Annotated in this window: 20 protein-coding genes, 2 tRNA genes and 1 riboswitch; of the genes, 11 read left to right on the forward strand and 11 right to left on the reverse strand. The window is 63.4% G+C overall.

Features of this window, described 5'->3' with window-relative positions; translation table 11 throughout:
* Nucleotides 1-97 precede the first annotated feature (97 nt).
* Both FJQ89_RS25810 and FJQ89_RS25815 read left to right on the forward strand, forming a co-directional pair.
* The gene (locus FJQ89_RS25810; protein WP_141172252.1) at nt 98-439 is read left to right on the forward strand and encodes an ArsR/SmtB family transcription factor; all 342 of its coding nucleotides are present in this window, start codon (nt 98-100) and stop codon (nt 437-439) included.
* A gap of 122 nt (nt 440-561) precedes the next feature.
* The gene (locus FJQ89_RS25815) at nt 562-1,692 is read left to right on the forward strand and encodes an acyltransferase family protein (protein WP_141172253.1); all 1,131 of its coding nucleotides are present in this window, start codon (nt 562-564) and stop codon (nt 1,690-1,692) included.
* A 32-nt stretch (nt 1,693-1,724) separates the two neighbouring features.
* Here FJQ89_RS25815 and FJQ89_RS25820 read toward each other — a convergent pair whose 3' ends face one another.
* The 11 genes from FJQ89_RS25820 to ybgC form a co-directional block, all read right to left on the reverse strand.
* On the reverse strand, nt 1,725-2,003 hold the full coding sequence (locus FJQ89_RS25820; RefSeq protein ID WP_243136270.1) for a type II toxin-antitoxin system RelE/ParE family toxin: 279 nt from the start codon (nt 2,001-2,003) through the stop codon (nt 1,725-1,727).
* Complete coding sequence (relB, locus tag FJQ89_RS28665; protein WP_341474471.1) at nt 1,972-2,313, reverse strand: type II toxin-antitoxin system RelB family antitoxin; 342 nt, start codon at nt 2,311-2,313, stop codon at nt 1,972-1,974. Before relB ends, FJQ89_RS25820 begins: the two co-directional genes overlap by 32 nt.
* A gap of 6 nt (nt 2,314-2,319) precedes the next feature.
* A tRNA-Lys gene (locus tag FJQ89_RS25830) sits at nt 2,320-2,395 on the reverse strand.
* Between the two features lie 89 nt (nt 2,396-2,484).
* Nucleotides 2,485-2,560: transfer RNA gene (locus tag FJQ89_RS25835), tRNA-Lys, on the reverse strand.
* A gap of 68 nt (nt 2,561-2,628) precedes the next feature.
* Nucleotides 2,629-3,387: a tol-pal system protein YbgF gene (gene ybgF / locus FJQ89_RS25840; RefSeq protein WP_099760127.1), complete on the reverse strand. Its 759-nt coding sequence runs from the start codon at nt 3,385-3,387 to the stop codon at nt 2,629-2,631.
* Nucleotides 3,388-3,522: 135 nt separating this feature from the next.
* A complete protein-coding gene (gene pal, locus FJQ89_RS25845; protein ID WP_096234468.1) occupies nt 3,523-4,044 on the reverse strand; it encodes a peptidoglycan-associated lipoprotein Pal in 522 nt (173 codons plus the stop codon).
* Nucleotides 4,045-4,087: 43 nt separating this feature from the next.
* Nucleotides 4,088-5,356, reverse strand: coding sequence for a Tol-Pal system beta propeller repeat protein TolB (tolB, locus tag FJQ89_RS25850; RefSeq protein WP_479723896.1), 1,269 nt, complete (start codon nt 5,354-5,356; stop codon nt 4,088-4,090).
* Between the two features lie 5 nt (nt 5,357-5,361).
* Nucleotides 5,362-6,384, reverse strand: coding sequence for a cell envelope integrity protein TolA (tolA, locus tag FJQ89_RS25855; RefSeq protein ID WP_141172255.1), 1,023 nt, complete (start codon nt 6,382-6,384; stop codon nt 5,362-5,364).
* A 48-nt stretch (nt 6,385-6,432) separates the two neighbouring features.
* Nucleotides 6,433-6,873 (reverse strand): ExbD/TolR family protein, encoded by a 441-nt coding sequence (locus FJQ89_RS25860; RefSeq protein ID WP_223278896.1) that lies wholly within the window; start codon nt 6,871-6,873, stop codon nt 6,433-6,435.
* Between the two features lie 15 nt (nt 6,874-6,888).
* The gene (tolQ, locus tag FJQ89_RS25865) at nt 6,889-7,578 is read right to left on the reverse strand and encodes a protein TolQ (RefSeq protein ID WP_071078726.1); all 690 of its coding nucleotides are present in this window, start codon (nt 7,576-7,578) and stop codon (nt 6,889-6,891) included.
* A 47-nt stretch (nt 7,579-7,625) separates the two neighbouring features.
* The gene (ybgC, locus tag FJQ89_RS25870; protein WP_046682324.1) at nt 7,626-8,027 is read right to left on the reverse strand and encodes a tol-pal system-associated acyl-CoA thioesterase; all 402 of its coding nucleotides are present in this window, start codon (nt 8,025-8,027) and stop codon (nt 7,626-7,628) included.
* Nucleotides 8,028-8,342: 315 nt separating this feature from the next.
* Nucleotides 8,343-8,467, forward strand: a riboswitch (ZMP/ZTP riboswitch).
* A 111-nt stretch (nt 8,468-8,578) separates the two neighbouring features.
* Between ybgC and glyA the strand changes: the two genes are divergently transcribed.
* The 9 genes from glyA (at nt 8,579) to ribD (ending at nt 19,051) form a co-directional block, all read left to right on the forward strand.
* On the forward strand, nt 8,579-9,823 hold the full coding sequence (glyA, locus tag FJQ89_RS25875) for a serine hydroxymethyltransferase (protein ID WP_141172256.1): 1,245 nt from the start codon (nt 8,579-8,581) through the stop codon (nt 9,821-9,823).
* A 143-nt stretch (nt 9,824-9,966) separates the two neighbouring features.
* Nucleotides 9,967-10,431, forward strand: coding sequence for a transcriptional regulator NrdR (gene nrdR, locus FJQ89_RS25880; protein WP_071078724.1), 465 nt, complete (start codon nt 9,967-9,969; stop codon nt 10,429-10,431).
* Nucleotides 10,432-10,685: 254 nt separating this feature from the next.
* A complete protein-coding gene (gene pilV / locus FJQ89_RS25885) occupies nt 10,686-11,252 on the forward strand; it encodes a type IV pilus modification protein PilV (RefSeq protein WP_141172257.1) in 567 nt (188 codons plus the stop codon).
* On the forward strand, nt 11,249-12,226 hold the full coding sequence (locus FJQ89_RS25890) for a PilW family protein (RefSeq protein ID WP_243136271.1): 978 nt from the start codon (nt 11,249-11,251) through the stop codon (nt 12,224-12,226). Before pilV ends, FJQ89_RS25890 begins: the two co-directional genes overlap by 4 nt.
* A 9-nt stretch (nt 12,227-12,235) precedes the next feature.
* Complete coding sequence (locus FJQ89_RS25895; protein WP_341474472.1) at nt 12,236-12,895, forward strand: pilus assembly PilX family protein; 660 nt, start codon at nt 12,236-12,238, stop codon at nt 12,893-12,895.
* Nucleotides 12,892-16,776 (forward strand): pilus assembly protein, encoded by a 3,885-nt coding sequence (locus tag FJQ89_RS25900; RefSeq protein ID WP_141172258.1) that lies wholly within the window; start codon nt 12,892-12,894, stop codon nt 16,774-16,776. Before FJQ89_RS25895 ends, FJQ89_RS25900 begins: the two co-directional genes overlap by 4 nt.
* A 56-nt stretch (nt 16,777-16,832) precedes the next feature.
* Nucleotides 16,833-17,330, forward strand: a complete 498-nt coding sequence (locus tag FJQ89_RS25905) for a type IV pilin protein (protein ID WP_141172259.1) — start codon at nt 16,833-16,835, stop codon at nt 17,328-17,330.
* 3 nt (nt 17,331-17,333) lie between these two features.
* The gene (locus FJQ89_RS25910; RefSeq protein WP_243136272.1) at nt 17,334-17,915 is read left to right on the forward strand and encodes a GspH/FimT family protein; all 582 of its coding nucleotides are present in this window, start codon (nt 17,334-17,336) and stop codon (nt 17,913-17,915) included.
* A gap of 62 nt (nt 17,916-17,977) precedes the next feature.
* Complete coding sequence (gene ribD, locus FJQ89_RS25915) at nt 17,978-19,051, forward strand: bifunctional diaminohydroxyphosphoribosylaminopyrimidine deaminase/5-amino-6-(5-phosphoribosylamino)uracil reductase RibD (protein WP_205704670.1); 1,074 nt, start codon at nt 17,978-17,980, stop codon at nt 19,049-19,051.
* The last annotated feature ends 1 nt before the right edge of the window (nt 19,052 follow it).

Consider the following 19,052-nt stretch of genomic DNA (forward strand, 5'->3'; position numbering starts at 1 on the left):
CTTTGTGTGTGTTGGTGGTAGATAGGGATGCTGATTCGGTAGTTCGTAAATATTCGAAGAATGGAATTAGTATAGCGCATGCTGTATGATTCTGCTCATGCGTCCACACAAACATCCCCCCGCCAGCGAATTTGTGCTCGAAAGAGTGCTGTACGCCTTGAGCGATTCCATTCGCCTCGACATCGTGCGCCACCTGGCCAGAGTGGACGCGGCCGCCTGTGGCGACCTCGACGGCGGGCGGCCGAAGTCGACCGTTTCCCACCATTTCAAGGTCTTGCGCGAAGCGGGCCTGGTCTACACGGAAAATGCGGGCACGACGCACATGAATACCTTGCGCCGCGCCGATATCGAGAGCCGCTTCCCTGGCTTGCTCGATGCCATTTTGGCGCAGCAGCCCTTGGCGCCCGCAACGCCGGAGGCGGAAAAGCCGGCAGCTTAGTCGCCTGCCGTGCCCCGCCATTTGCCAGGCTCGGCTATCATGTCGGCCTTTCGGTAAATCCTCAGCCGCGCGCCAGTTGCGCGATGGGCTGGCGACACTACCTGGCATGGCAAGGGATGGGAATGACGGCAGCAGCAGTGGTAGTACAGGCGGACCTGGCAAATCGTCCGCAGTTTGGCTGGATCAATGGTTTAAAGGCAGGCGCGGCGCAATTGATCGTGTTGCACCACCTGGCGTTTTACGGGCCGATGTCCGATTACGTGCAGCCCCTGTGGCCCGAGTTGCTGGACTGGCTGGGCAGCAGCGCGCGCATCGCCGTGCAAGTGTTTCTCGTCATCGGCGGCTTCCTGGTCGCCAAATCCCTTTCTCCCGCCGGCCGTCCCGGCATTGCCACCCCCTTGCAAGCCGTCTGGCGCCGCTATGCCAAGCTGGCGCCGCCTTTCCTGGCCGCCACCTTGCTCGCCGCCATCATCACGCCCGTGGCCGGTATCTGGATGCAACACGATTCCATGTCGGCCGCCGTCACCCTGGGCCAGCTGAGCGCCCATGCCTTGCTGCTGCACGGCGTGCTGGGCTATGAATCGCTGTCGGCCGGCGCCTGGTACGTGGCCATCGATTTCCAGCTGTACCTGCTGACGGTATCGCTGCTGTGGCTGGGCGGCCGCCTGGCGGGCCAGCGGCGCATGGGCTGGCTGATGCCGCTGGCCGTCACCGTGGGCATCACCTTTTCCCTGCTGTATTTCAATCTCGATGCGGGCTGGGACAACTGGGCGCCGTACTTCTTCGGCAGCTATGGCCTGGGACTCATGGCCTGGTGGGCCAGCGACCCCAGGCGCAAGCCCGGTACCATGGCCGTGCTTATGGCGATGGCCGCCGTGCCCGTCCTGCTGGCCCTGGCCGTCGATTACCGCAGCCGCATCGCCCTGGCGCTGATCGTCGCCTGCGCCCTGTTCCTGTTCGGCCGCGCCCGCACGCCTTCGCAGGGCCGCGCCTGGCGCATCATCAACGCCCTGGGGCGCATCTCGTATGCGGTGTTCCTCGTCCACTTCCCCGTCAGCCTGCTGGTGAATGCCTTGTTTACTTCCTATGTCCCATTGGAGCCGGAGTGGCAGGCGCTGGGCATGCTGACCGCCTGGATTGCCAGCCTGGCGGCCGGTGCCGCGTTTTACCGCTGGGTGGAGGTGCCGCTGGGGCGGGTGATGGGTAGCGTGGTGGCGCATCTGGGCGGGAGACCGGCGTTGGTGTCGCGTTAAGGACTGTTTTCCGATATGCCGGGAGAAGGGGCTTAAGGATACAGTTGCCGTGTATGCATGACGGCAAGAATTTCTATCGCGCTTGCGTCAACGCGATACGCGACGACATGGTTTGGATGGGCAAGCAGTTCGCGCGTGCCAATCACTCTGCCAGTTCGGTATAGGTGAGGATTTGGAAGTTGTGAAATAGCGTTGTCGATGTCGTTGTAAGGCTGAAGTGCTGCCGGCCGGTTGCGCTGCGCGATGTACGTGAGTATCGCGGTCAAATCTTCCTGGGCTTCAACCTTCCATTGAATCGGCAGCATGGTCATCAGGCCCGGCTGCGACGATTTTTTTCAGTTGCGCCATGACAGTGTCATGTGGGCGGGCAGGGCGGTCATCATTCAGTGACGCCAGTACCTTGGCGCGAAACCAGTGGTCATAGGTTTCGGCGGTTTCCGTTGTCTCAAATGCGGACGTGGTCGAGGGTAGGATGGTGCTCATGATGGTCTGATTATGCGGCAGTCCGACAAGGCTGTATTGCGGGTGATGAGGCGTTTGATTTGCGTCAGGAATGGCATCACTGTGCAAGTGATGCCGCCCAAAACAAAAAAGCCAACCGCGAACGGTTGGCTTCTTCATAGTATTTGGTAGGCCGTGCGGGATTCGAACCTGCGACCAACGGATTAAAAGTCCGCTGCTCTACCAGCTGAGCTAACGACCCAAAAACTTTTTACAACAACTTCGGTAACACTGTGCTGTAAAAAAATGCTTGCTGGTACAACTCGCAAGCAGATCAGTACTGCGTATTCGTGGTAGGCCGTGCGGGATTCGAACCTGCGACCAACGGATTAAAAGTCCGCTGCTCTACCAGCTGAGCTAACGACCCGAAGAAGGAAGATTATAGGGGGTGCCCGGGATTCTGTCAAACCTAACGGGCAACTTTTTCCCCGCCTTTTACTTTTTGCCGCCCCGTTCCTTGGCCGCTTGTGCCGCGCTGGAGTCCGGGTAGCGCGAGATCAGGGCGTTCAGGGTCTTGGTCGCGTTCGGCTTGTCTTTCAGCTCCGTGTAGCAGCTGGCGATGTTGAGCATGGCGTCGGGCGCTTTCGGGCTGTCCGGGTAGTGTTTCAGCACTGCCTGCTGGGCCGTGATGGCGCTCTTGCAGTCGCGCTGGGCGTAATAGGCGTTGCCCAGCCAGTATTGCGCGTTGGCCGCGTAGGCCGATTCCGGATAGCGTTTCACGAAGGCATCGAGGGCCGTGACGGCACCCTTGTAGTCGCCCGACTTGAACAGGCCGAATGCCGACTCGTACGCGCTTTGCTCGGAGACGCCGACGGCCGCTTCCTGGCCATCGATGGTGACCTGGCGCGGCTCGAGCTTGCGCAGGCGCGCGTCGATGTCGGTGTAGAAATCCTTCTGGCGCTTTTGCACATTCGTCAGGTCGTTGCCCAGCACTTCGATCTGGCCGCGCAGGCGGGCGATCTCTTGCATGGTCTGGTCGTGCTGGTTGAGCAGGCTCAAGGTGCTGGTCTTGTCCGCCTTGGTGTCAATGCGGCTGTTCAGGTCGCGTGCCATGGCGTCCACCTTGGCGCGCAGCTCCAGGATGGCCTTGCGCGCTTCGTCGTCGTCGAACAGGGCGGCGTTGGCGTGCAGGGGCAGGTAGGCAAACGCGGCCATCAAGGCGGCGGCGACGCCGGCTTTCGAGAATGTCATCATGGGTCGGGCTTTCAAAGGTTACGCAAAACATGCAAACGGGGCGCCGGGCGGTGAATCACCGCGCTGCGCCCCATTATTATGCCTATGACTGGCCAGTTAGGTAAGCGTCAATGCTGCAGCGCTCACCCTTGAACATCAATAAACGATGTCAGCGCGGCGGTTTTCTGCCCATGCTGCTTCGTTGCTGCCTTGAGCTTTAGGCTTTTCTTTGCCCAGCGACACGGCTTCCATTTGGCCTTCTGGCACGCCCAGGGCGGCCATCGACTTGCGCACGGCTTCAGCACGTTTCTGGCCCAGGGCCAGGTTGTACTCAGCGCCACCGCGTTCATCGGTGTTACCTTGGATCAGGATCTTGCGGCTAGGCGTTTTCACCAGGTAGCCAGCGTGGTTTTGCACGACTGCGGTGTCTGCTTCGCGTACGACGTATTTGTCGAAGTCGAAGTAGATGCTGCGGTTAGCCAGCACGCCTTTTGGATCGTCCAGTGGATCGACCGATGCGGTCGTTACTGGCTGAACTTGACGGGTGTCAACTGGAGCGACGACTTTTTCAGGAGCGCGCTCAACCACTGGGGTTTCTGCGACTTTGACTGGGGTGCTGCAGGCGGACAGCAGGGCTGCGGTAGCGGCGATGAAAGCCAAGCTTTTAAAGTTACTCATTTTTATTCTCCGGGTCATGGTTAAAGGTGAAACTGTACAGCATTTACTTCATGAAAGGACCCCAGGTGGGCTCCTTGATATTGCCAGCTTGCGTAGTCAAACGCTGTTTGACGCGGCCATCCACCGATACCACTGCCAGCGACTTGCGTCGTCCGGATTCGGTCGCGTACATGATATATTTCCCGTTGGGCGAAAAGCTCGGTGATTCGTCGTTGGCGGTGTCCGACAGGCGCAGTTCCTGGCCACTAGCCAGGTCGAGCGCGTAGAGCTGGAAATTGCCGTCGCGACGGGAAATATAAGCGAGAGTCTTCCCGTCGGACGAAATCCGCGGGCTGATGTTGTAGGAGCCGCCAAACGTCACGCGCTTGGCGTCGCCACCGCCAACCGACATGCGGTAGATTTGTGGTCCGCCGCTGCGATCGCTGGTGAAGTAAATGCTTTGGCCATCGGCCGAGAATTGGGGTTCCGTATCGATGCCGCTGCTGTTGCTGACGCGGCGCAAGCCGCTGCCGTCGGCATTGACGGTATAGACCTGGGTATGGCCATCGCGCGACAGGGCCACGGCCAGGCGTGCGCCGTCCGGGCTCCAGCTCGGCGCCGAATTGCTGCCTTTTTCATTCGATACGATGGTGCGCTGGCGCGTCACCAGGTTTTGCACGTAGACGATGGGTTTTTTCTTTTCGAACGAGACATACGCCACCTTGGTGCCATCCGGCGACCACGACGGCGAAATGATCGGCTCGTTCGAGCGCAGGGCGACCTGGATGCCTTCGCCATCGGCGTCGGCGATTTCCAGGCGGTATTCCCGGCCCGATTGCGTGACGTAAGCGATGCGCGTGGCGAACGCGCCTTTCGTGCCGGTCAGCTTCTCATAGATGTCATCGGCGATCTTGTGCGCCAGCAGGCGGTTGAACTGCGGCGCGGCCGCATTGTTCATGCTGGAAATCTGCGCGCCCTTGATGGTGTCGAACAGCTTGTAGCGCACGTCCAGGCGGCCATCGGCCATGCTTTGCACGCTGCCGGCCGCCAGCGCGTCGGCGCCGCGCGACTTCCATTGGTCGTAGCTGACGGGCGCCGTTTCCGACACGGGCGCATCGGCGTCGATCAGCTTGAACACGCCGCTGCGCGCCAGGTCGGCCTTGATGATGCCGGACAGCGATTGCGGCGCCGCCGATTCATTGACAAAGCTGGCGACAGCCACCGGGATCTGGTTGCTGCCGATCCCTGTAATTTCCACGCGCAGCTGCGCCTGGGCGCCGGCGGCTCCCAGCATCAGGCCGGCACAGAGCACGACATAGCTCATTTTTTTCATGATCATCATTTAGGCAAATCCTTCATCTCGAATATGAGTTCAATCTCGCGTTCCACGGTGCCGTCTTTTTTCTTCGGCAGTGGCGACGATTTATTAATGGCGTTTTCCACCGAGCTGTCATACGCCGGCAGACCGCTGCTTTTAATCTTTCGGACCGAAATAATTTCCCCAGTTGGCAGTTGCTCGATCTTGAACACGGCGCGCGGGTTGCCCGGCACGTCCGTGCTACCGCTGTACGCGATATTGCTCTTGATCTTGCTCGTCAGGGCAGCGACATAGCCGCTGTCCTTGCGTGGCGCGGTCGCTTTCGCGGCCGTGCCCGTTGTGCCATTGCCTGCCTGTGCCATCAGCCGCTTCATGTCATCGGCGCGCATTTTGTCGGCAGCGGCTTTTTCCGCTGCCGCTTTCTTGGCCTTGGCGGCTTTTTCGGCCGCTGCTTTTTTATCGGCCAGTTCTTTCTCGGCTTTTTCTTCCGCCGCTTTCTCTTTGGCTTCCTTGGCTTTCTCCAGCTTGTCGGCCTTTTCTGCTTTTTCTTTCTCCAGCTTGGCAGCCTTGTCTTTTTCTTTCTGCTTCTGTTTTTCCAGTTCGCGCTTTTCTTCTTCGCGTTCCTTCAATTCCTGCTTGCGGCGTTCTTCCGCTGCCGCTTTGTCTTTTTCTTCCTTCAGCTTGGCCTTCTTGCGTTCCAGGGCGATCTCCGCCTCGCGCAGGTCAACCTTCGGCTCGGGTGCTGCCACCGGCGGCGGTGGCGGCGGGGCCGGCTGTTCCACTTGCGGTTGCGGCGGCGGCGCCGGTGTGGGCTCCGGTTCGGTCGCCACCTCGGGCGGCGGCGCGGCCGTCTGCACTTTCAGGTCCCACACTTCCGCTTCGACGGCGACAGGTTCCGTATTTTGCCAGTGTACGCCCACCCACAGGAAAAACAGCAGGCCAAGGTGCATCGCCAGCGCCAGGCCCAGCGAGGGCCAGCGGCTGCGTTCGCGCGGCACGCTGTAAGGCTTGCCGAGTACATGGTCGATTTGTTTGGTCTGCAAAGTCTAGTCTATCTAAAAACGGTCAAGTCTGGAAACAGGGTAATGCGCTTACTTGGTGGCCAGGCCGACTCTGGTAATGCCCATCTTTTTCGCTTCCGAAATGAGCTGGATCACATCGTCGTACTTGCTTTCCTTGTCGCCCGCGATCATCACGGGATAGTCGGGATTGCTCTCGTGCAAGCCGCGCAGCTTGCGCAGCAGGGCGTCGCGGTTCGGTTCCGTTTCCGGCGACAGCTGTTCCTTGCCGATGACGCCGATCGACAGCGAACCATTTGGTTTCAGCACGATCTGAATATAGTCATCGGGTGGTTTCGCCGACTTTTCCGCGTTGGGCAGGTTCACCACGCTGGGATTGTTCGACGATGGCATCACCATGAAAATGATCAGCAGCACCAGCATCACGTCGATATACGGCACGACGTTGATTTCGGACTTGAACTTGCGGCCACGGCCGCCGCGCATGCCGCCGCTATTGAATGAGGAACCCATGGACGCTGCTCCCTCTTAGCGCGACTGGCGCTGCAAGATGTTGGAGAATTCCTCGACGAAGCTTTCGAAGCGGATCGCCAGGCGGTCGATGTCATGCGAAAAGCGGTTGTAGGCGACGACGGCGGGAATGGCCGCGAACAGGCCGATGGCGGTGGCGATGAGCGCTTCGGCAATGCCGGGCGCGACGGCGGCCAGGGTGGCTTGCTGCACGTTGGCCAGGCCGCGGAAGGCGTTCATGATGCCCCAGACGGTGCCCAGCAGACCGATGTAGGGCGAAACGGAGCCGACGGAGGCGAGGAAGGCCAGGTGCGATTCGAGCACGTCCATTTCACGCTGGAAGGCGGCGCGCATGGCGCGGCGTGCGCCGTCGAGCACGGCGCCCACGTCCAGCGCTTCGCGCGAACCGTAGGAAGCCTTGCCCTTGATGAATTCGCCCATGCCGGCGTCAAAAATGCGGGCCAGCGCGCCGCTCTGGTCGCGGTTGCCGCTGGCGCTTTGATGCAGCGCATGCAGGTTGCCGCCAGCCCAGAAGCTGCGTTCAAATTCGATGGTCTGCTTGCGCGCCTGGCGCACGGCAAACATCTTGCGGAAAATGTAAGTCCAGCTGGTCAGGGAAATCAGCAGCAGCAGGGCCATGATCAGTTGCACGATCAAATGGGCATTGGAGATGAGCGCGAGGAAAGAAAGATCTTGTGTAACGTTCATTGGCTGGCAGTCTGTTGGGTGAATTGTCCGGGGGGTGGCGGTAGGGCTCAGGCGGCGCGCATGCGGGCCGCCACTGCATCAGGCACGGCGCGCGGGCGCAATGCCGAGTCGACGCAGCCGATCTTGACGCGGGCCGTGTTCAGCAGGCGGTCGCCGCACCAGGCTTGTTGCAGGAAAACGATGGAGGCGCGCCCCATTTTTTCTATGCTTAAGGTTAATCTTACCGTGTCATCGAGCCTGGCTGGCGCATGATAGTCGGCGTTGACGCTTTTGACAACGAACATCGCATCGTGTTGTTCCAGCAATTCCTGCTGGCCCACGTCGATGGCGCGCAGCCATTCGGTACGTGCGCGTTCGAAGAATTTCAGGTAATTTGCGTAATAGACGATGCCGCCGGCGTCGGTGTCTTCATAGTAGACACGTACGTTCCAGGTAAAGACTGAAGGCATGTTTATTGCGCCAGTAGTGAGATTGAGCAACATTTTACGCGATTTTTCTTCTTGTGACTGTGGGCGCTTGCTGGAAAGCCATGCAAAAGCTGCATATAAGTTGCACCGCAGCATTGTAAATCCGGGGGGCGCAATGGCAAGCTTCGTAACATACGCTTACATGCCGCAGCCAGGTTTACGTTTAGCTTAAGAGCCGCAGTCACGCTGCGGGGCGGCCTGGGCCCATGCCCGGGCTGCGATGGCGCGCCGCGATTATAGCTGCACGGTTGCATTCCTTGCTCAATTTGGGCACTTAACTTACAATTTGATTTCCATTACGTCTCACGTGACTGGCGAAAAGTCGGGCGATCTCCCTGGATGGCGATCGGCAAACCGGCGAAAGGTGGGCACCCACCGGGAAACGTGAGATTTTTCATCAGCCGTTCGCCTGGGTAGCCACTATGGAAAAGCACGAAGAGGCTGCCTGTCCAATGTTGTTATTCACTTAACGCCGGCTCCCCTCATTCGATCCAACCTGCCAGTACAAGCACCCTCATACTTGGAGTTTTTACATGTTTGCAAAAGATCACACCCTCGCCAACGTCGATCCTGAATTGTTCGCCGTCATTCAAAAAGAGAACACGCGCCAGCACGATCACATCGAACTGATCGCGTCGGAGAACTATACGTCGCCAGCCGTAATGGAAGCGCAAGGCTCGCAGCTGACGAATAAATATGCCGAAGGTTATCCAGGCAAGCGTTACTACGGTGGCTGCGAATTCGTCGATGTGGCCGAGCAACTGGCCATCGACCGTGTGAAACAGCTGTTCGGCGCCGAATGCGCGAACGTGCAGCCGAACTCCGGCTCGCAGGCGAACCAGGGCGTGTTCTTTGCCGTGCTGAAACCAGGCGACCTGATCATGGGTATGTCGCTGGCCGAAGGCGGCCACCTGACTCACGGCATGCCGCTGAACATGTCCGGCAAGTGGTTTGACGTCGTGTCGTATGGCTTGACGGCGGAAGAAGACATCGACTACGAGGCAATGGAACGTCTGGCCCGTGAACGCAAGCCGAAGCTGATCATCGCCGGCGCGTCGGCCTTCTCGAAAAAGATCGACTTCGAGCGTTTCGGCAAGATCGCCAAGGAAGTGGGCGCCTACTTCATGGTCGACATGGCCCACTACGCCGGCCTGATCGCCGCCGGCCTGTACCCGAACCCGGTGCCGTTCGCCGACTTCGTCACCTCGACCACGCACAAATCCTTGCGCGGCCCGCGCGGCGGCATCATCCTGATGAAGGCTGAGCACGAAAAAGCCATCAACTCGGCCATCTTCCCTGGTATCCAGGGCGGCCCGCTGATGCACGTGATCGCCGGCAAGGCCGTCGCCTTCAAGGAAGCGCTGAGCCCTGAATTCGTCGAATACCAGAAGCAAGTGGTCAAGAACGCCGACGTGCTGGCGAAAACCCTGATCAAGCGCGGCCTGCGCATCGTTTCCGGTGGCACCGAATCGCACGTCATGCTGGTCGACCTGCGCGCCAAGAACCTGACGGGCAAGGAAGCCGAAGCCATCCTCGGTTCCGCGCACATCACCTGCAACAAGAACGGCATCCCGAACGACCCGCAAAAGCCTTTCGTTACCTCGGGCATCCGCCTGGGCAGCCCGGCGATGACGACGCGCGGTTTCAAGGAAGCGCAAGCGGAAGAAGTGGGCAACCTGATCGCCGACGTGCTGGACAATCCGCATGACGCCGCCACCATCGAGCGCGTGAAAGCGGCCGTGAAAGTGCTGGCCGACGCGCATCCAGTGTACGCATAATTATTTGTCCAGAATGTGTCATACAGAGTAAGATTCTGTATGACACATTCCTTCGTGCCCAAGGGCGCCCGGAGTGATTCGGGCGCCCTTTGTACAAGGGCGGCGATTTCCCGTAATTATTACTATAAAGTTGTAGCCAGCCCATGAAATGTCCATTTTGCCAGCACGGCGACACCCAGGTTCTCGATACGCGCGTATCGGAGGAAGGGGATGCCATTCGGCGCCGCCGCCGCTGCGGCAAATGCGACAAGCGTTTTACCACGTACGAGCGCATTGAACTTATCATGCCGGCCGTCGTCAAAAAGAATGGCAGCCGGACGGAGTTCGCTGCGGATAAGTTGCGCGGCAGTTTGATGCTGGCCTTGCGCAAGCGTCCCGTCGCGGCCGCCTCCGTGGATACGGCCATCGCCTCCATCCAGGAAAAACTGCTGACCAGCGGCTTGCGCGAAGTCGATTCCGGCTATATCGGCGAGCTCGTCATGCAAGAGCTCAAGCGCCTCGACAAGATCGCCTACATCCGCTTCGCCTCCGTCTACAAGAATTTCGAAGACCTGGCCGAGTTCCAGGATGCGATCGCCGAAGTGGGCCAGGCGCGCAGCAAGCCCTGACGTTCACCTTCTTGCTCAGCTTCTTGCTCACCTGATTGAAAACGGGGCCGGTTCTGCGCCCCGTGTGCACCACGCCAGCGTTCGCCTGGCAAGCGGTCTGATCAATCCCTACGCTGTTCTTCTCAGCTTATCGCCATGCTGTTTGCGCTAGCGCAGACCCGGTTTTTTGCGCGCGCCTATCGTGTAGCTGGGCCGCCTGTTCTTGCGACTCTGTCTGCGGAAGGGAGTAGCGCATGCGCAATGGCGGTCGCACTATGTTTCCTGCGGGTGGCAGCAGCCTCGTCGAGGTGCTGGTGTCGCTGCTGCTGTTGGCGCTGGGCGTGCTGGGCGCCAGCATCCTGCAACTGCATTCCCTGCGCGCGCGCCACGAGTCGGCGCTGTTGTCGGCAGGCGTGCAACTGGCCGCCGGCATGGCCGAGCGCATGCGCGCGAACAGCGTGCTCATGAATGGCCCCGATACGGGCAATCCCTACCTGAACGTGGCCTACGCGGCGGCGGACGACACCGAAGCAGGCGGCGGCACACCTGATTGCTTCGGCGTTGCCGCCTGCAGCGCGGCCGAACTGGCGCAATTCGACATCGCCGAATGGAAACAGCAGCTGCATGCGGCCTTGCCCGGCGCGCGCCTGCATATCTGTCGCGACACTTCCGCGTGGGATGCCGCCGCCCAAGGCTTGCACTGGGCGTGCAGCGGTGGCAAGGGCGCGCCCATCGTCATCAAGCTGGGCTGGCGCGGCCGACAGCCCGATGGCTCGCCCGCCGTGAATGCGGCAGGCGAGTCGCTGCCCAGGCTGGCATTCCAGCTGGGAGGCGGCGCATGAACGGCATGCACGCCCGCTTGCGCCAGCATCGCGGCATGAGCCTGCTCGAATTGCTGGTGGCCCTGTCGCTGGGCGCGCTGTTGATGCTGGCGGCCAGTAGCGTGCTGCTGGCGGCCAGCGGCAGTTATGGCGACCAGTCCGCCAGCGCGCGCCTGGATGATAACGGCCGCTATGCGCTCGACACCATCGCCCGCGCCGTGCGCCAGACGGCGTATGTGAACTGGGATAGCAGCGCCGCGCCCGTCGCCCATGCCGCGCACGACAGCGCGAATATCGCCGGGCTCGACGCGCACAGCCTGGGCAAGAACAGCGAGGGCATCAGCGGCGCGTTGCCCGGCGCCCTGCATGGCAGCGATGTGCTGGCCCTGCGCTATTACGGCGCCGGCAAGGAAGAGGGTGGCGACGGTTCCGTGCTCAATTGCGCCGGCTTCGGCGTGGGCGCCGCGCAAACGCAGGCGCAGCGGGGCTGGAGCATTTTCTATGTGGCGCAGGGCGCCGATGGCGAAGGCGAACTGCGCTGCAAATACCGTGGCGCGAACGGCTGGGGCGCTGACGCCATCATCCGCGGCGTCGACGGCTTCCAGGTGCTGTATGGCCTCGATACGGATACGCCGCCCGACGGCGTGGCGAACCGCTATCTCAACGCCAGCGCGCTCGACGCCTACGATGCGGCGCTGGTGCTGGTGGGTGCGGATGCGGCCGCGCGCCAGCGCGATTTGCACAGCCGCACGCACTGGAAGCGCGTGGCCGGCGTGCGCGTGGCGCTGCTGTTGCATGGCGAAGCGGGCCAGGCGGACAAGATGGCGGAACTGGGACCGGCGCAGTTCGACCTGTTCGGCAAGGGATATGCCGAGGCGCACGGTGCTGGCGACATGGGCGTGCGCATCGCGCGCACGGCCTTGCCCATAGCAACGCGCTCCCGGCTGCGACAATTGGTGCAGACAAGCATCATGCTGCGCAACGGGCCGGTCTAGGCGGGCGCCATGATGGCTGGCGCGGGCGGGCGCTGTTGCGAACCTTGGTGCGCAGCTCGTGTACGTCATGGTGGCGCCACCCTCGTGTATGTGCTGTGCCTGCTGGTGATCATCTTGCTGCTGGGTGTATCGGCGGCGCAGATGGCCTTGCAGGGTGAAAAGGCGGCACGCGGCGAGCGCGACCGGCAGATCGCGTTTCAGGCGGCGGAGGAGGCATTGGTGGATGCGCAGAACGATATCGAAGGCTTGCCCGGGGCGCCGGGACGCAGCAGCCTCTTCGCACCAGGCAGCGCGGCCGGGTTCGCGGACGGCTGTGGCGAGGGAGGCGCACTGGGCCTGTGCCTGCCCGCAGCCCCGGAGGCGCCGGCGCTCTGGTTAAGTACGGATCTCGATGGCGCAGAAGGGAGCAGCCGCGCCGTGCCATACGGCCAGTTTACGGGCGCCGTCATGCAGACGGGGCAGGGTTTCCTGCCGTCGCGCCGGCCCCGCTACCTGATCGAACTGCTGCCGTTCCACCCGCCCGGCGCACAGGCGGCGGCAGTGACTGGCGGCCTGGCCACGGAAAGCTATGTGTACCGCATCACGGCCATCGGTTTTGGCGCGCAGGAAAGCACGCAAGTCGTGCTGCAAAGCTACTATCGCAAAGAGGCGGCGGGAGCGGGGCCATGAGGGCCTTGTCGTTTGCTTTGCTGTCCGCTTTGTGGTCTGCCTGGCTGCTGCTGATCGGCTTGGTTTGCTTGGTTTGCCTGGTTTGCGGCGTCGCCGTCGCGGCCGCACCTCCCGTGGCGCTGGCACGGGCCGACGCGGGCTTGCACGGCGCCAGGGTGCCGCCGAATCTGCTGCTCAACCTGTCCCTCACGCATGCGGCAGCCGCTGCCGCACATGGCGGCGACTATGCACCGCAGCGCGAGTACCTGGGGTACTTCCATGCGCGCATGTGCTACAGCTATCCGTACCGCAGCAAGGATGGCGTCATGCAGCCCGATTTGCGCGCGGCGACTGCTTACTTCTCCGTGTTGAAACGGGCCGATGCGCTGCACGGCTGCGGCGGCGATAGTTTCAGTGGCAACTTTCTAAACTGGGCCAGCGCCAGCATGCTCGATATCGTGCGCTATGCCTTGACAGGCGGCGACCGCGTCATCGACGAGGTGCGCAAGACGGTGCTGCAGCGTGCCTGGCTGCCCGATGGCGACGGCACCATCGACTTCTTTGCCCACCCTGTCTTTTTCCCGCGCAAGGTCTTGCAGGCCGGCGTGGCGGCGGCGACGCCGTTTGCGCTGGCGCAACTGGCCATCGTTTCCTGCCGTAACCGCCTGCTGTTCGGCGACGCCAGCTTGCCGCCGGGCGGCAGTTGCGACGCGCCCGGCACTGCCGCCACGCACGGCGTGTTTCTCGCGCGCGTGCGCGTTTGCGACATGGAAGAAGGGCCGCTGCGCGACGACTTGTGCCTGGCATATGGCAAGAATTACAAGCCGGTGGGTGCCGTGCAGCGCCATGGCGGCCGGGTGCGCGTGGGCGTGTTTGGCCATTTGAACGGCCTGCCCGCCAGTGCCGGTCCGGTGTATGGCGGCGTGCTGCGCGCGCCGCTGGCCCACGTGGGCCAGCAACGCTGGACGGCGCCCGACTATCTGCCGCAAGACAATGCCGGCGCCGAGTGGCATCCCGCCACTGGCGTATCCGTAGCCCCAGCTGTGGCCCAAGCTGCCAGCGCTGGCGGCGGGGTGACCGCTTACATCAATGGCCTGGGCCGCAGCAACGCCGCGCATCCGGGTGCGTACGCCAGTGCGGCGCCGCTGGCCGAATTGCTGTACGAATCGCTGCGTTACCTGCAGGGGCGGCAAGCGAGCGCAGTGGTGCCGCCTGTCACGGCGCCGCCTGCCATCGACGACGGCTTGCCGGTCGTGATTGCGTGGAGCGACCCGCAAACGGCCAGTTGCCAGCGCCACAGCATCGTCAGCCTCGGCGATGCGGGCATGGCGGGCGACCGCTACGTGCCCGGCAATGTCCCGCTAACTCCCGCATCAAACGGCGACCGCGCACGCGCCGCCGATGGCTTTGCGTCGCCACCATTTGATGCGATGGCCTGGACGCACGCGGTGGGCAGCCTGGAAAGCGGCGGCGTGCAGGGCAATCCCGCGCCACGGCCCGACCTGGCGGCGCTGGAGCTGCTGGCCGAGGGGGCGGGCGGCGCCAGCTACCACGCGGCAGGGCTGGCCTACTGGTCGCATGTGCAGGCCCTGCGCCCCGGCGGCAAGAACGATGGCGTGGCAAAGGTCGAGCACTATGCGGGCGACTTGCGCCAGGGCGACCCGGCGGGCGTGCCCGGCTCTACGCCCTTGTTATTGGCGGCCAAATATGGCGGCTTTCTCGATGCGAACGGCGACGCCAACCCCTTCAAGAGCGCAACGGGCAGCGCGTTCGATGAATGGAGCGTGGATGGCCGCTGGCCCGCCCATTACTTGTCCGGCAGCGACCCGGCCGCCCTGATCGCGGGACTGCGCTCAGCCTTTGCGGCCGTCGACAAGACCACCTTGCCGGCGACGCTTGCCGGACCGGCCCTGATGGCGCTGGCCAGCGGAACGGAAGAGGCATACTGGTTCCGGACGCAGCTGCGCCTGGCCGATGGCAGCATGAGCTTGTCGCGCGCCGCGTTTGCCGTGGGCGCCGATGGCGCACTGCTTCCCGGCAAGCCATGGTGGCGCGCCGGTGGGCTGGACAAGGTGGCACAGGATGGAACGCCAGCGGTCTTGCGTCCCGTCTACACGCTCGACGCCAAGGGCGCTCTGATGCCGCTGGCCTGGACGCGGCTCGATGCGGAGCAGCGCAGCGCATTCGACGCCGGCGATGGGCAAGGGGAGGTGCGCCTGGCGTATCTGCTGGGCCAGCGCACGCACGAGGTGGGCCAGCCGGGCGGCTTCCTGCGGCGCAGGTCAGGCAGCCTGGGCGCGGCACCATACGCCAATCTGCTGTACGTGGGCGCGCCGGGGCTGGGCATGCCGGGCGCCGGTTATGGCTTGCACCGCCAGGCGCTGCTGCAGCGGCGCAAAATGCTGTACCTGGGCGCCAACGATGGCTTGCTGCATGCCTTCGATGCGCGCACGGGCAGCGAAGTGTTTGCCTATCTGCCGCAGGCGCTGTTGCACGCGGCAGCAGCCGCTGCGAGCACTCACTACAGCCCTGGCCAGCTGCTCGACGGCGCGGCAGCTACGGCGGAAGTGCTGGCGCTGGGACGCTGGAAGACGGTGCTGGTGTCGGCCATGGGCGGCGGGGCGCAGGGCGTGTTTGCGCTCGACATCACCGACCCGGCGCGCTTCGCGCAGGACGGGGCGCTGTGGGAGTTTACCGACCGCGACGACAAGCTGATGGGCAACGTGCGCGCCCCGCCATCCTTTGCCCGCATCAACATGGGCGGCAAGGAGGGCGCGCCGGTCTATCGCGATGTTGCCATCGTTGCCAGCGGCTACAACAACCATGTTAATGACGGCAAGGACACGACGGCGCCCGCATCGGCTGCCGCCATGTTCCTGTTGGCGCTGGACAAGGCACCCGGCACGCCCTGGCTGTTGGGAAGTAATTACTTCCGGCTCAAGGTGCCCGTGGCCAGCGGCGGCGGTGGCGGCCATGATACTGATGCGGGCGCCGAAGCCATGTCCCACGCGCTGGGCCCGCCCGCCGTGGTACCGGGCGGCGATGGCGCACTGGGGTATATCTATGCGGGCGATTTGCAGGGCAATATCTGGCGCCTCGACATGGCTGGCGGGCCGCCGTGGAAGGAGGGCCAGGGGCGCAAGCTGGTCTTTGTCGCGCGCGACGCGCAGGGCCGGCGCCAGCCCGTGACGCAGCAGTTGAACGTGGCCTACGCGCCCGATGGCGGCTATGTGCTGCTGTTCGGCACGGGCAAGCTGCTCGAAGCGGCCGATACCTGGCCTGCCGCCTTTCTGTCGCAGTCGTTTTATGCCGTGCACGACGATTTGCTCGATGCTTCCCCCACGCGCAGCCGGGCCGACCTGGAGCCGCGCAGCCTGGGCGAGGCGGTGGGCGGCGTGCGCGTCGACGGCGCGGAGCTGCGCTATACGGGCAGCGAGGCCATGCGCGGCTGGTACCTCGATTTTCTCCATACGGCGCAGACGGGCGAACGCAGCATCAATAGTCCCGTGCTGGCCGCCGGCAAGGTGCTGTTCAATACCGTCCTGCCCGGGCGCGACCCTTGCGCCAAGCCGGCCACGCGGCTGTACGTGCTCGATGTGCTGAGCGGCTTTGCCGCCGATGGCGCCGGCGTCGTGCAGGCGGGCGCGCAGACGGGGCGCTTGTTCGATGGCCTGGCGCGCGCGCCGCCGCTGGCGCTGGAGTTGAACAGCACGGTGGGCGCCGCGACGGCAGCAGGGCGGGCCGAGGGGCGCAAGGAATTGGCCGTGCTGCAACCGGGGTTGCCTGGCGCGGCCAGCGGGACGGTGCTCAAGGTCGTCAGCGCGCCGCTGCCAGCGCGGCGCCTCAGCTGGCGCGAAGTGGCGAACTGGCGCGAATTGCACGAGGCGGCCAAGAAAAAATAAGCCCAGCAAGGGTGGCGCATCGTATCGGCTGGCGATTTTTGGAAAGGGGAGTTCGCATGGGGACGTTGGCAAGGCGGCACTGGCCCGCTGCACACGGTGGCGTCCCCGCCGCCGCCTTGGGCTTCAGCCTGATCGAACTGCTGTCCGTGCTGGCGATCATGAGCCTGCTGCTGGCGCTGGCCGTACCCGCTTATCATGGCCATGTCGTGCGCGCCAAGCGGGTGCAGGGACAGGCGGCCTTGCTGCGGTTGATGCAGCAGCAGGAACGTTATTATTCGCAAAACAATCATTACCTGGTTTTTTCCTCGGCCTCGCCGGCACCGCAGGTGCAAGCGTTTCCGTGGTGGTCCGGCGACGGGCCGGCTGCCAGCGCGTATGAAATCGAGGCGCTGGCCTGTCCCGGCTCGACGATCGGACAATGCGTGCTGTTGCGGGCCATGCCGGGCACATCCAAGGTTGATGCGCAGTTCCAGGATGCCGATTGTGGTGTCCTGTCCTTGCGCAGCACGGGGCAGCGCGGCAGCAGCGGCCCCGCCAGCCATTGCTGGCCTTAGTTCATGGTCAAGCCCAAGCGGCCACCGCGGACCGGGCACACCTTCGGGCACACCCTGCTCGAATTGCTGGCCGTGCTGGCGATTGCGGCGCTGCTGGCGGCCACGGCCATGCCCGGCTTGCAGCAGGTGCTGGCACGCCAGCAAGTGCGCGCGGCGGCCACGGACTTGTTCTCGGCCATCGAACTGACGCGGGCGCAGGCAATGGCGCGGGGACAGCGCGTGCTGCTGATGCCGGCCGGGCCCGGTGGCACGGACTGGGGCACGGGCTGGCTGGCATTCATCGACCGCAATGCCAACCTGGCGTTCGATGACGGCGACGAATTGCTGTTCCGTCAGGGACCGCTGTCGGCCGGCATTGCGGCCCAGTTTGCTTTTTCCTCGGCCACGGCGCCGTTTTATATCGCCTACAATGGCGCAGGACGCAGTTGCAGCGCGACCAATAGTCTGGCGGCGCGCTGGGGTACCTTGTCCCTGACTTTGGGAAAGCAGGTGCGCCATATTAAAATCAATATGCTGGGCCGGGTGCGCGTGTGCGATCCGCAGCAGCAGGCGGCCAATTGCAGCGGCGTGGCCGACAGTTCGTAACCCGACTTATCTATTACTCACTATCAAAGAAGCCCGTGGAAATACTCAACGATATCGATGGCATGCGCCTGGCGCTGGAATGGGCTGCGCGCGGTTTATACACGACCTCGCCCAATCCCCGCATCGGCTGCGTGATCGTCAGGGATGGCCAGGTGATCGGCGCCGGCGTGACGCAGGCGGCGGGGCAGGATCATGCCGAGGTGCAAGCCTTGGCGAATGCGGCGGCGCGCGGCAACGACGTGCGCGGCGCCACGGCTTACGTCACCCTGGAACCGTGCAACCACCATGGCCGCACGCCGCCCTGTTCCGATGCGCTCGTGCGCGCGGGGCTGGGGCGCGTCGTGGCCGCCATGACGGACCCGAACCCGCTGGTGGCGGGGCAGGGGCTGGCCAAGCTGGAAGCGGCCGGCATCGCCGTCACCACGGGCGTGCTGGCCGACGAGGCATATGAAATGAATATCGGCTTTTTTTCGCGCATGCAGCGCGGCAAGCCGTGGGTGCGCATGAAAACGGCGGCCAGCCTGGACGGCATGACGGCCTTGCACAATGGACAAAGCCAGTGGATCACGGGACCGGAGGCGCGTGCCGACGGCCATGCGTGGCGCGCGCGCGCCTGCGCCATCCTGACGGGCATCGGCACGGTCAAGGCGGATGATCCGCAATTGAACGTGCGCGCCATCGAGACGCCGCGCCAGCCGCGCCGCATCGTCGTCGATAGCCGCCTCGACATCAGCCTCGATGCGCGCATCTTGCAGGGCGGCGGCACGTGGATCGTGGCCGCCGTGGCCAACCCCGAGAAAGAGGCGCAGTTGCGCGCCCTGGGCGCGGAAGTCATTCTGTTGCCGAACGCGGCCGGCAAGGTCGACCTGGCCGCGCTGATGCTGGAACTGGGACGCCGGCAATGCAATGAAGTCCACGTCGAGGCCGGCACCAGGCTGAACGGCTCGCTGATCCGCGAAGGCTGCGTCGACGAGCTGCTGGTTTACCTGGCGCCCACCTTGCTGGGCGATGCGCAAGGCATGTTTGCCTTGCCCGCCTTGACGGATCTCAAACAGCAGCGCACTTTGCAGTTTCACCAGGTTCAGCAAGTGGGCGAGGATTTGCGTATCCTTGCAAGATTCGCGCAGCGCAATTAAT

The sequence above is a fragment of the Janthinobacterium tructae genome (assembly GCF_006517255.1).
GTDB lineage: Bacteria > Pseudomonadota > Gammaproteobacteria > Burkholderiales > Burkholderiaceae_D > Janthinobacterium > Janthinobacterium tructae.